General features: G+C 42.7%; 10 protein-coding genes. 6 read left to right on the forward strand and 4 right to left on the reverse strand.

The genetic code is table 11. The features are described 5' to 3' along the window. Positions 1-2: 2 nt before the first annotated feature. Positions 3-1,928, forward strand: coding sequence for an AMP-binding protein (locus FXF70_RS12425; RefSeq protein WP_148780332.1), 1,926 nt, complete (start codon positions 3-5; stop codon positions 1,926-1,928). Positions 1,929-2,163: 235 nt separating this feature from the next. On the opposite strand, the gene cysI is transcribed toward FXF70_RS12425, so the two are convergent. The 3 genes from cysI to FXF70_RS12440 all read right to left on the reverse strand — a co-directional run bounded on the left by cysI (position 2,164) and on the right by FXF70_RS12440 (position 7,368). Beyond that, the gene (gene cysI, locus FXF70_RS12430; protein WP_148780333.1) at positions 2,164-3,882 is read right to left on the reverse strand and encodes an assimilatory sulfite reductase (NADPH) hemoprotein subunit; all 1,719 of its coding nucleotides are present in this window, start codon (positions 3,880-3,882) and stop codon (positions 2,164-2,166) included. A gap of 33 nt (positions 3,883-3,915) precedes the next feature. Next, complete coding sequence (locus tag FXF70_RS12435; RefSeq protein ID WP_148780334.1) at positions 3,916-5,727, reverse strand: assimilatory sulfite reductase (NADPH) flavoprotein subunit; 1,812 nt, start codon at positions 5,725-5,727, stop codon at positions 3,916-3,918. Between the two features lie 213 nt (positions 5,728-5,940). Then, positions 5,941-7,368: an aldehyde dehydrogenase family protein gene (locus FXF70_RS12440; RefSeq protein WP_148780335.1), complete on the reverse strand. Its 1,428-nt coding sequence runs from the start codon at positions 7,366-7,368 to the stop codon at positions 5,941-5,943. Between the two features lie 212 nt (positions 7,369-7,580). Between FXF70_RS12440 and FXF70_RS12445 the strand changes: the two genes are divergently transcribed. Genes FXF70_RS12445 through FXF70_RS12455 form a run of 3 tightly spaced genes read left to right on the forward strand, consistent with a single transcriptional unit; the run spans position 7,581 to position 9,213 of the window. Beyond that, entirely contained in the window at positions 7,581-8,006 is a 426-nt protein-coding gene (locus tag FXF70_RS12445) for a DMT family transporter (protein ID WP_008343684.1), read from the forward strand. A 13-nt stretch (positions 8,007-8,019) separates the two neighbouring features. Next, a complete protein-coding gene (locus FXF70_RS12450) occupies positions 8,020-8,706 on the forward strand; it encodes a Crp/Fnr family transcriptional regulator (RefSeq protein WP_148780336.1) in 687 nt (228 codons plus the stop codon). Positions 8,707-8,727: 21 nt separating this feature from the next. Then, on the forward strand, positions 8,728-9,213 hold the full coding sequence (locus FXF70_RS12455) for a DMT family transporter (RefSeq protein WP_024718278.1): 486 nt from the start codon (positions 8,728-8,730) through the stop codon (positions 9,211-9,213). 12 nt (positions 9,214-9,225) lie between these two features. On the opposite strand, the gene FXF70_RS12460 is transcribed toward FXF70_RS12455, so the two are convergent. Then, positions 9,226-10,632 carry a phospholipase D-like domain-containing protein gene (locus tag FXF70_RS12460; protein ID WP_148780337.1) on the reverse strand — a complete coding sequence of 469 codons (1,407 nt, stop codon included), beginning with the start codon at positions 10,630-10,632 and terminating at the stop codon, positions 9,226-9,228. 160 nt (positions 10,633-10,792) lie between these two features. Between FXF70_RS12460 and FXF70_RS12465 the strand changes: the two genes are divergently transcribed. After that, positions 10,793-11,569 (forward strand): MurR/RpiR family transcriptional regulator, encoded by a 777-nt coding sequence (locus FXF70_RS12465; RefSeq protein ID WP_007499235.1) that lies wholly within the window; start codon positions 10,793-10,795, stop codon positions 11,567-11,569. A gap of 130 nt (positions 11,570-11,699) precedes the next feature. Next, the gene (pfkB, locus tag FXF70_RS12470; protein ID WP_148780338.1) at positions 11,700-12,614 is read left to right on the forward strand and encodes a 1-phosphofructokinase; all 915 of its coding nucleotides are present in this window, start codon (positions 11,700-11,702) and stop codon (positions 12,612-12,614) included. The last annotated feature ends 2 nt before the right edge of the window (positions 12,615-12,616 follow it).

Below are 12,616 nucleotides of genomic sequence, written 5' to 3' on the forward strand. Positions count from 1 at the left end.
TCATGATCAACCTGAAACCAGAATGGATACCGGAAGAAAAGCAGAGCCAAAAAACACGTTTGCATCAGTGGATGAAATCTCTTGGTTTTTCTACGTATGACTCATTCTATCTAGCCAGTATTGATCGCACAGACTGGTTTTGGAGAGAAGCGGAGAAAACGGTCGGCATTCAGTGGAAAAAACCATATGAAGCGGCATTAGGTCACCACTCATTGATGTGGCCGAAATGGTATCAGGGCGGCACACTCAACATCACCGAAACGGCTGTGGACAAATGGGCTGAAAAAGAAGAGACGAGGCATCAGCCCGCCATCATTTGGAGCAATGAAGCCGGTGAAGAAAAGAAATGGTCATTTCTCGAACTTCAAGAGAAGGTGAGCCGTCTTGCAGCTGGCTTTTTGAAAGAAGGACTTCAAAAAGGGGATGTAGCCATCATCTATATGCCGATGCTTCCAGAAACGGTCGCCGTCATGCTTGCCTTTGCAAAGATTGGTGTTATTTTCAGCCCAGTCTTCTCAGGCTATGGAAGCGAGCCACTCTCTGTACGCATTCGTGCGTCAGGCGCATCCATTGTCGTCACAGCGAATGAAATGATGCGGCGAGGGAAAACGATCAACATGCGGGAATGTGTGGCGGATGCCATCAACAAAACCACAACTGTGCAAAAAGTGATTGTGCACACTTCCTCTCATACCGGATATCAGGACGATGTATTGCTAAATGATTTGTTACAAGAACAGCCGATCACCGGCGCAACTTATGTCACAAATGAAGACCCGCTGATGATCTTGTATACGTCAGGCACAACCGGCACACCAAAGGGAGCCGTTCATACACACGCAGGCTTTCCGATAAAGGCAGCTTTTGATGCCGGGCTATGTATGGATGTGGCAAAAGGAGACCGGCTGTTTTGGCTGACTGATATGGGCTGGATGATGGGGCCATTCCTCGTCTTTGGCGGCTTGATCAATGGCGCTGCCATCGTTTTATATGACGGCGCTCCCGATTATCCAGATGAGCAGCAGCTCTGGTCATTCATCCACGAGAAGAAAGTCACTCATTTTGGGCTTTCCCCTACATTTGTTCGTTCTGCGATGCAGCAAACGATTGATGGGGTTGAGCTATCGCATGTCAAGGCCATTATTTCTACTGGGGAGCCGTGGAATGAAGCTCCGTGGCAATGGTTATTTCACACCATTGGTCAAAAGAACATTCCCATCTTAAATTATTCAGGAGGAACCGAGGTTTCTGGTGGCATTGTAGGCAGTACGCTGCTTCGCCCCATCAAACCGATTCTCTTTAATGCGGCGATCTTAGGAATGGCGGCAGATGTATACAATGAAGCTGGGCAAAGCGTGATAAATGAAGTAGGGGAGCTTGTGGTGAAAAAGCCATGGGTCGGCATGACATGTGGTTTTTGGAACGAACCGGAGCGTTATGAAGATACGTATTTCAAACGATTTGATGGTGTATGGACACACGGAGATTGGGTCATGCAAACAGAGGACGGAGAATTCCACATCACCGGCAGATCGGATGATGTCATTAATACAGCAGGGAAACGTATCGGGCCAGCTGAAATTGAATCCATCCTTACCTGGCATCCTGCCGTGCATGAAGCCGCTGTGATTGGGGTAAAGGATGAGGTGAAAGGGGAGGCGCTCGTCTGTTTTATCGTGACCAGTCCGCATGCTTTTGAAGAAGCAGCCCTTATCCAAGAGCTTTCAGCCCATGTTGGTTCACATGCCGGAAAAGCGCTCACACCAAAAGAAGTTCATCTCATTTCAGCTTTACCGAAAACAAGGAATGGAAAAATCGTACGACGTTTACTTAAAGGGGCGTATGAAGATCAGCCTTCACCCGATCTATCTTCATTAGACAATCCAGATGTATATAAGAGTCTGACCGAATACTTGAATAAGAAATAGAAAAAATAAAAAAGACAGGATGGTTCCTGTCTCAGCGTGTAGACAAACCCTCGCATTCGGTGTCAGTCCTGCGCTTCGGTGCTCACGAATGTCAAATTCGCTCCGCGCCGATGCTCGTCCTTCCTAGACTGCAAAGGTTTTCTATCACGCTGAAAAAAAGAAGACAAAGGGCTAAAATCAAGTTCATTTTAGCCCTTTGTCAACAATCTAAGACAGGATGGTTCCTGTCTCTTTTTTATTGCACATGAAAATTCGTTCCATCTGTTGTCTCTTTCACAATCCCTGCACGAATGACAAAATCGCCGAAATGTTCATTTTCTTCTCGTTCTTTTGCGTAGCGGGGGAGAAGAGAGCCAAGTTCTTTTAGAATGTCTTCCTCACCCACATTTTCACGGTATAATTTACTTAATCTGCTGCCATCAAATGCGGCACCAAGATACATATTATACTTACCAGGTGATTTTCCGATAAATCCAATTTCTCCAAGCGCATGACGAGCACAACCATTTGGACAACCAGTCATTCGAATGGTGATTTCTTTATCACTTAATCCGTTTTCTTCAACGATGTCTTCGATTTTATCAATCAATCGTGGAAGGTAGCGCTCTGCTTCAGCCATCGCTAAACCGCAAGTTGGCAAAGATACACAAGCCATTGAGCTGCGACGCAGGGCGGAATGCTGCTGGCCGTCTGATAAACCAAACTTCTGAATGAGCTGTTCGATTTGTTTCTTTTTATGAGTTGTCACATTCCCAATGATTAAATTCTGATTGGCGGTTAGACGGAAGTCACCTGTATGAACTTTGGCGATTTCGCGGATGCCTGTCATCAGCGGATAATCATTATAATCTGTGATGCGTCCGCCTTCTACAAACATCGTATAATGCCATCTGCCATTAATGCCTTTTACCCAGCCATAACGGTCACCGTTATGATCAAAGTGATAGTCCTTTGCCTCTAAAAGAGTAAACCCAAGACGGCGCTCAAGTTCTTCTTTTACATTCTCAAGACCAAGGCGGTCCACCGTATATTTAAAGCGGGCATTTTTTCGCACGGAACGGTTTCCGTAGTCACGTTGAATGGTGATGACTTGTTTGGCAATTTCTACGACTTGTTCAGGTGTACAAAAGCCTATGACCTTTGCAAGCTGCGGATAAGTCGCTGTATCACCATGCGTCATACCCATTCCGCCGCCAATTGCGACATTAAAGCCGACCAGTTGATCGTTTTCTATAATGGCTATAAAGCCTAGATCCTGCGAAAATACATCAATGTCATTAGCAGGAGGGACCGCCACACCAATTTTGAATTTCCTTGGCAAATAAAGCGGACCATACATCGGTTCAACTTCCTTATCTGGCGTTGCCGCAACCTTTTCCTCATCAAGCCAAATTTCGTGATAAGCTCTTGTTTGCGGGAGCAGGTCATCACTTAATTTTTTCGCCAGCTCGTATACATCATGGTGCACTTCTGATTGATAGGGGTTTGAAGTACACATGACATTCCGGTTCACGTCGCCGCAAGCTGCGATCGTATCAAGCATTGTAGAATGAATGTCTTGAATGGTCTTTTTCATATTCCATTTTAAAATACCGTGAAGCTGGAAGGTTTCACGAGTTGTCAGCTTTAAAGTACCGTTGCCATATTGATGAGCAAGCTCATCCATCACAAGCCACTGCTTAGATGTGGCGATTCCGCCAGGCAGACGGACACGCAGCATAAATTGATAGGCAGGTTCAAGCTTTTGTTTTTGTCGTTCATTTCTCAGATCACGATCATCTTGTAAGTAGCTGCCGTGATGCTTCATCAGACGGTTGTCATCATCCGGAATTCCCGCTGAAATCGGATCAAGCATCACTTCTTTTAACGTACCCCGTAAATAATCACTTTTTTCTTTGATTTCCTCTACGTCGCTCGGAGGTCCATCCGGCGCTGTTAATGCTGTCTTCACCATGTAAGTAAAAGCTCCTTTCTTTCAAGCATCAAATCAATAAACGTCACGCTGATAGCGTTTTTGTTGCTGTAAGTTGGCAAGATAGCTTTCTGCTTTTTCTTTGCTCATCGCACCTTCTTCTTGAATGATGGATAGAAGGGTATTGTGGACATCATGCGCCATATGCTTTTCATCTCCGCAAATATACACGTAAGCACCTTGCTCAAGCCATTCAAATAATTCTTTGCTTTGTTTCTTCATTTGGTGCTGGACATATACTTTTTCCTCAGTATCTCTTGAAAAAGCCACGTCCATTTTCGTTAAGACGCCATCTTTTAACCACTTTTGCCATTCCGTTTGGTATAAGAAATCCGTCACAAAATGCTGATCACCGAAGAATAACCATGACTTTCCGTTTGCACCCATTTCCTCACGCTCCTGCATAAATGAACGGAAAGGGGCGATGCCTGTGCCTGGTCCTACCATAATGATCGGTGTATCTGGATCTTGAGGAAGCTTAAAGTTTTGGTTGTGCTGAATATAAACAGGTAACGTATCACCTGGCTGCAGGCGCTCTGCACATAAAATCGAACAGACACCTTGGCGTTCTCTGCCGTGCGCATCATATCTGACAGCCCCTATCGTCAAATGAACCTCTTCGTCATTTGCTTTGAGACTGCTTGCAATGGAATAAAGGCGTGCAGGGATTTTTCTTAAAATGGACGTGAATTCTGCGGCGGTTCCTTCAAAAGGACCGAAATCACGAGCCGCATCTACTAGGTCCCGGCCTGCGATATATTCTTTCAGTTTTTCTTCGTTTCCTTCTTTTAAAAGGGCATGCAAGGATTCACTTTTTGTCAGTGCAGCGATCTTTTGAAGAAGTGGTTTTGTTAAAACCGTGATCTCAAAATGCGAGGTGAGTGCTTCTTTTAAAGGAAGAGTGTCTCCATTTTTATGAACGGTGACGGATTCTTCTGCATTCCACCCGCATGTTTGAATCAGTTCATCGACAAGCGCAGGATCATTTGTCGGGTAAATGCCGAGACTGTCACCTGGCTCATACACGAGACCTGAACCTTCAAGCGAAAGCTCTAAGTGACGTGTTTCTTTATTAGATCCACGCCCATTTAAGTTGATATTTTCAAGAACTTCAGCATAAAAAGGATTCGTTCTTGAATATTCAGAAACGGCTTGATTGTTGGCTCCCGCTGATTCTTGCGGCAGTGATACAGCTTCACCTTCACTCAAAGAAGAGGCAACACCTTGAAGCCATTCTGAAAACGGCTCATCATAATCAAGGTCACAATCCACTCGGTCAAACAGGCGTGTACCGCCAAGCTCTTCGAATCGTTCATCAAATTCTTTTCCTGTCTGACAGAAGAATTCGTATGAGCTGTCACCTAATGAAAGGACAGAAAAGCTTAAATGATCGAGCTTTGGCGCACGTCTGCCGTGAACATATTCATGGAACGAAAGGGCATTATCCGGCGGATCTCCTTCGCCATGTGTGCTGACAATGACCAGTAAATTGTTTATTTTTTTCAGATTATTCGGTTTAAAATCGGACATAGAAGAGAGCGTCACTTGAAAGCCTTTCTCTTCAAGATGCTGGGCTGTCTTTTTTGCTAACCCTTCGGAATTGCCTGTTTGCGACCCATAAAGCACGGTCACATCTTTGCTCACAGGCTGTACAGATGCTGCGGCAGAAGGCGCCGGAGCGACAACTTCTGAGCCGGCAAGGGTTGCCTGTGCTGATAAATAACCAGTAAGCCAAATTTTTTGCTGTTCTGTTAAAGTCGGAAGCAGCTGATTGAGTAACTCTGCCTGCTCCTGGCTAAACGGACTGTTCAATACATGAAGTTGCAACAATATCCACCTCACAAGGAATATAAACATAGATTAATTCGATAGGAATTATATATATAGGTTCAATTTGAACTTTACCGAAAGTTTGCCATTAAGTAAAATATATAATATTGATTGTCATGATTAAGATTTCTAATGACAAAACACGGATGAATAGGGGAGAGGGCACAAAAAAAGGAAAACGGATCACCGTTTTCCTCTTTTTCGCCTGCCTTACGCCGTTGGAAGTCCCATCACAGCTTTCACTTCTAAATATTCCTCGATACCGAAGTCTCCCCATTCTCTTCCGATACCTGATTGCTTAAAGCCTCCAAATGGGGCAAAGTAATCTGTTTCAGCATTGTTAATGGTGATTTGACCGGCACGAATATGTTCAGCGACATATTTTAATGTTTTCTCATCTTGACCAACAACATACCCGGCAAGACCATACACTGTATCGTTGGCGATCTCAAGGGCATGATCGAGGTCTTGATACGTGATCACACTCATGACTGGCCCAAAGATTTCTTCTTGCGCAATGGTCATATCATTTTTCACATTGGTGAAAATGGTATGTTTGGCGAAATATCCTTTATCGATTCCGTCTGGCTTTCCAGTTCCCCCAGCAAGAAGGGTAGCACCTTCTTCGATTCCTTTTTCAATATAAGATTGCACCGTATCCCACTGCTTTTTAGAAACAAGCGGGCCAGTAGCGTGATCTTCTCTCGGATCACCAACTGTAAACTTCGGCAGGGCGTTCAGCAGCGCTTTTTCAAACTTGTCTTTCATTGATTCTGGAATCAGCATACGTGTAGCTGCAGAACACACTTGACCTGTATTCATCGCAATATGATGAATGGCTGTTTCTGCTGCTTCGTCCACATCTGCATCGTCTAAGACGATAAGAGGGGATTTTCCGCCAAGCTCAAGTGCTACTTTCTTCACATTGTCTGCTGCGTTTTCCATAATTTTAGAGCCGACGGCACCTGATCCTGTAAATGAAACGAAGTCAATATCAGGGTGTGAGCTAATGCCGTCACCAATCACGTCACCCGTTCCGTTTACTAAGTTGAAGACTCCTTTCGGTACACCTGCTTCATCAATAATTTCTGCAAGAATCATCGCAGCAAAAGGGGTAATTTCCGCTGGCTTTAAGACAACTGGTGAACCTGCCGCAATGGCACCCGCAATTTTAAGAGATGTCTGATTCGTCGGGAAGTTCCACGGTGTAATCAATCCACTGACACCAATCGCCTCTTTTATAATCGTATGTCCACCACGATCTTCGGTAAATGTATAAGATTTCAGTGCTTCCGCTGCTTTAGAAAAATGTTCATAACCCATTTTGTAATGAACTTCTTCGGACACTTTCAGCGGTGCACCAAGCTCTTTTGTCATCACTTCTACAAGTTCATCCTTGCGTTTTTCGTACCCGCGCACAATGTTTTCCAGCATTTCTACTCGTTCATTTCGAGATGTTTTTGAGAAAGAAGGGAAGGCGGCTCGGGCTGCTTTGACTGCCTTATCTAAATCTTCTTTCGTTCCTAAACTAATGGTGCCAATGACTTCCTCTGTCGCAGGGTTAATGACCTCCGTCGTTTCGTTTCCTGTTGATGCGACCCATTCTCCATTAATAAAGTGTTTCTCTTGATTTCTCATTCTGACATGTCTCCTTTTTATGTGTGATTCAATCCATTATTTTGTTTTCAGCTGATATAAAACTGTACCCACTGTGAAAAATCTAAAACAGAGAAACTGCATAAGAAAAAGTTTCTGATATAATACGCAAAGTGGGACATATGTCCTTTTCAACATGAGGGCATCTATCATTTAATGGAACTAGACTGAAAAAAGAAGGAGCTTTTGAACGAATGAAAGGTGTTATTTTCGCATTATTAGGAGGCGCTTGTATTACACTGCAAGGCGTAGCCAACGCCAGAATTAGTCAAGATATCGGGACGTGGCAGGCGGCAACGATCACGCAGCTGACAGGGTTTATCATCTCTCTCGTCATTTTACTCATCGTACGGGATGGCCACTTTAAGGAATACAAAAAAGTGCAGCCTCTTTATTTAATTGGAGGTGCATTTGCAGCCATTATTATCTTTAATGAGGTCACTGCCATTCAAATCATTGGGGTGACACTCACCATCGCTGCTTTACTTATCGCACAGCTTGCGTTTACCTTTGCCATCGATGCAAAAGGATGGTTTGGTGTTCAGAAGAAAAAAATGAAATGGCCCCATTATGCAGGCATCTTTTTAATGATTGCAGGCGTCATCATCTTAAAACTATAAAGGAGGGCATCAGATGGAGGAGCTGCATGATGAATCTCTTTTTTCCTCTTATATGAAGACGCATCAGTTACAGAATGTCTTTCATCAAAAACTCATCTCACATGTGAGCTTGTGGCGTTATCAGCAAGGTGAGCTGATTTGTTCAAAAGGGGATAAAAGGGAGTATATGTACTTGCTGGTGAAAGGAAAATTAAAGATTTTCACCACCACAAAGGAAGGAAAAACATTTATTCTTTGCTTTAAAAACCCTCTTGAGGCGATTGGAGATATTGAATACGTTCAGCAGACAGATATGGTCAATACAGTTGAAGCCGTTACAGAAGTACATATGCTGAGGATTTCTCATCAAGCCCTCATGCGGCATGCAAAGGACGATCCACGAGTTTTAGCCTTTTTGCTCAAGGGCATCACAAACAAATTTTATACAAAATCAAATGATTTAAGCTTCCACCTTTTATACCCTGTAGAGGTCAGGCTTGCAAGCTATTTATTGTCTGTTTTAACAGGTGATGATGACGCGCACGCACGGCCGCTTCGCCTCACGGATGCAGCGAGCTTAATTGGAACAAGCTACCGCCATATTAATCGGGTCATTCAGCAGTTCCAAGAAAAAGGGCTGATTGAAAGGCGAAGAGGAAAGATTACGATTTGTGATCAAAAAGGGCTTTTAGAAATAGCAGAACACAATATTTATGAATAGAAGAAACGAAGGGACTTATATATGATCATAGGAATAATATTAGCTGTCACTGCTGGGGCACTTGTCAGCTTACAAACCATTTTTAATAGTAAAGTCAATGAGCATACAGGCTCTTGGTCAACAACGACGCTAGTTCTAGGAATGGGCTTTATTGCTTCACTTTTGATGGGTCTTTTGTTAGAAGGAACCGGCATGTTTCAATTAAGGCATATGGAAGCCTGGTACTGGATAAGCGGAGCCATCGGGGTAGGCGTTGTCATCTGTCTTGTTCAGAGCATCAAACGTCTCGGTCCCACTTATGGAATCTCGATTGTTCTCACCTCCCAGCTAGGTTGTGCGCTTCTATTTGATTCGCTTGGCTGGCTTGGGTTAGAAAAAGTAACATTTTCTTTTACAAAATTATTAGGTGTACTTGTCATTGTGGCTGGAATCCTCGTATTTAAGTTAACCAAGCTTGAACCAGTAGAAGAGGAGCAGTCAAGAGAAAAAGGGCTGCCACAAAAGTAGCTACCCTTTTATTTAAATCAACCGCCGCCATAAAACCGTTATGGTAGATAAACCAGTTAAAAGGAGCCTTTTCATGAAAGGCTTTTTTTTCTGTCCATCGTCGCTTGCTTGATATTCTGTTCGATCTTTCGCTACGAGAACACTATAAGCGATTTTTCGTTCGATTGCTTCCGTAAGAGATAACGCAAATGGTGCACTATCAATCACCAAAATCGATTCAGTATTTAAAAAGCTGGATCTTGCATCTAGATTATATGTTCCAATAATACTTAAGTTATCATCAATGACCATTGATTTGGCGTGAATTGAATACGGACCTTGATATTCATACAAATGAACACCCGTTTTCATGAGTTCCTTTTTCGTGCTTAAATATCCTGCAAATGCTAAAGGGTTTGGTGTCGCTGTAAGAGAATTCGTCACGATCGTCGTTTGAATATCATTTGGTAATGGCGTGAGTCCGTCTTTCATTGGCCGTGTCGGTATGACATAAGGCGTCTGGATCAGAACCGAACGCTTTGACCGCTGTGCGAGATCGTTTAACTTTTTCAAGACGAGCGGACGTTTATTTAAGCGTTCCACTGGATTTGTGAAAAATGCAATCTGCTTTGCACGAATGGCGTCTTTTGCCCAATCATATGTGGACGTGACAAAGGGTTCTTTTGTACGAATGGCTTCCTGATAAGATCGAAGTAGCTGTTTTCTTAGCTTTTTTCCTTTTTTCGCTTTTGCTTTGGAAAATACATCTTTCGTTCTTTTCGTAAAATCATGATTCCACAAATAAACGAAATACTGCTCCATTTCATCTAATACTTTTCCTTTTTTGGCGTTGTACAGCAGCACATCTCGGTCATATGCAAAGTCTTTCGGCGGCTGATCTGCAAAGTATTTATCACCAATATTTCTGCCGCCCATGACAGCGACCCTGCCATCTGCCAAAAGAAGCTTATCGTGAAGGCGGTTATGCCACGTCCATGGCTTGAACAAACGAAAAGGCTCATAAAAACGAATGGCCATATTCGGGTGATTCGCCACAGCATAACGCAAATGCTTCAGCGGTCCACGCAGGCTATGGCAAATGCCATCTAACAACAGCTGAACTTTTATTCCTCGATCAGCTGCTTCAATTAAAGCACCAAGCACCCATTCGGCGGTTTTTCCTTTTTGAATGGAATAATAACTCAAACGAATGTTCTTTTTAGCCTCGCGAATCATTTGAACTCTCACTTGACCTGATTCAAACCCGTCATCAAGCAGCATGACTTGATTTATGCCTTGGTCGTCTCCTGAGATGGAAGAGGCTTTATAGATGCAATGTTCTTTACATGTTTTTTGAAACGGTAAATAAAACAAGACAAATGCGGTCAAAAATACATACACCACATATAAAAGGATCAGAAAAAACAAGAATTGAAGCACAGTGATCAACTCCTTTCACACAAACCGTTCTTTTTCTTAGCTTATGTTAAAAACAAAATTTCACTCATTCAGCTTTCTAATGAAAAATACAGGATAAAAGAATCACCTTGTTTTCATAGGGCATTTAATTATAGTATGAAATGAGTAAGGGGGAATCGCATTGAATGAACCATTATTTAATATACCAAGTGATGTGTATCAAACGTTAAGTGAAACAGAACGTTATTTACTGCATTATATTCACCAGCATTTAGAGGATATCTCCACCTTATCCATCGTCACATTAAGTGAAAGAGCCAACGTGTCGACAGCGACCATTGTCAGACTGATGAAGAAAATCGGATACAACGGCTATACATCCTTTAAATATCGATTGAAACAAGAAAAGAAAATGACAGATGATAGTGATCAACTAAAAAATATTGACGAAGACATCAAACTAGCCATTCGAAAAAATGAAGAAGAGGTCTTAAAGACGATTCAACTGCAAAGTATTGGGCAAATTGAGGATGCAGTTCAAAAAATCCACGATGCGGACAAAATTTATATTTTTGGCAGAGGCTTCTCAGAGATGATCGCCAAAGAGATGACCATCAAATTGCAGCTCATCGGAAAAACATGTGAAGTTCATGACGACCCGAATATCATTCGGCTCAAATCGCGTGACATTGATAAAAACGAACTTGCCATCTTTGTTTCATTAAATGGAGAAACGTCGGAACTAGTAGAAGCCTGCCAAAACCTCAGTATGAAGCAAGTCACGACCATTACGGTCACAACTAGAATTGATTCTACATTAAGTAAAATATCAGATATGACACTCGTCGGATATAAAGGGGAACAATCATTCTTCCCAGATTACGAAGTCAGGTCCCGCCTGTCGCTTCATGTCATTGCCCGCATTTTACTAGACGCCTATGTGATTCGGATGAAATAAACACTCAAAAAGCCTTCCACACTTCATGATGGGGGGCTTTTTAACATGAAAACCTTTACACAATCTGAAAACATTTTCACTGAATCGTATGAGATACTTTCTTTAGAGAAAAGAAAGAAGGTGAAACCAATTGATTTATACCTGCACCTTAAATCCTGCTATTGACCTATATATTGCATTAAAAGAAATGCGGGCAGATACAGTCAACCGCACGGAAGATGAGGATTATCAGCCGAATGGAAAAGGTGTTAATGTGTCCATTATGCTAAAGAAATATGGCTTCACCAGCACTGCATTAGGATTTATTGCTGGGTTTTCAGGTTCATATATTGAACAATCGTTAAACGATCTCTCCATTCAAACTGATTTTATCCCAGTGGATGGGATTACACGCATTAATGTATTTATTAACACAACGGAAGAATACAAGCTTGTGAATCAAGGACCTGCTATTGAGGCAAAAGCGCTTGATGCCTTTCGCGAAAAAATCTCGACCATTCCAAAAGGCAGCATCTTCATTATGTCAGGCAGTCTGCCTAAAGGCGTTCCTGCTAGCATTTTCTCAGAGATAGCCGCTATTTGTCATCAAAACAACGTGAAATTTATTTTAGACACAAGCTCTAAAGCGGTTTTAGAAACACTTCAATACAAACCATATTTACTAAAACCAAATGAAGAAGAGATGGCCGCATTTTTTGGAAAAACCCACCGTTTATCAGAAACAGAACTCGTTGAATCAGGGCGAAAGCTGATCGAGATGGGTGCAGAGCAAGTACTCATTTCCCGAGGAGGGGAAGGAGCACTATTCCTTACAAATGAAGCCGTATTAAAAGGAAATGCACCAATAGGAACGGTCGTAAATACGGCTTGTTCTGGTGATGCCATGCTCGCTGCATTCCTAAGTAAACAGCTGGAAGGACAACCTTCGGAAGAATGCTTACGCTACGGCATTGCAACAGGGGCATCTACCGCCTTTTCAAAAGGGTTAAGTGATTTACATGACATTGATTCATTAATTGAGCAAATACACATTCAGAACATATAAGG

Origin of the sequence: Bacillus sp. Y3 (genome assembly GCF_008123875.1) — a bacterium.
Lineage (GTDB): Bacteria > Bacillota > Bacilli > Bacillales > Bacillaceae > Bacillus > Bacillus altitudinis.

Bases quoted from the DNA above. Each gene is read 5' to 3' on its own strand.
- FXF70_RS12425 (WP_148780332.1), top strand. From the start codon at position 3: ATGATCAACCTGAAACCAGAATGGATACCGGAAGAAAAGCAGAGCCAA.
- cysI (WP_148780333.1), bottom strand. From the start codon at position 3,882: ATGGTGAAGACAGCATTAACAGCGCCGGATGGACCTCCGAGCGACGTA.
- FXF70_RS12440 (WP_148780335.1), bottom strand. From the start codon at position 7,368: ATGAGAAATCAAGAGAAACACTTTATTAATGGAGAATGGGTCGCATCA.
- FXF70_RS12445 (WP_008343684.1), top strand. From the start codon at position 7,581: ATGAAAGGTGTTATTTTCGCATTATTAGGAGGCGCTTGTATTACACTG.
- FXF70_RS12450 (WP_148780336.1), top strand. From the start codon at position 8,020: ATGGAGGAGCTGCATGATGAATCTCTTTTTTCCTCTTATATGAAGACG.
- FXF70_RS12455 (WP_024718278.1), top strand. From the start codon at position 8,728: ATGATCATAGGAATAATATTAGCTGTCACTGCTGGGGCACTTGTCAGC.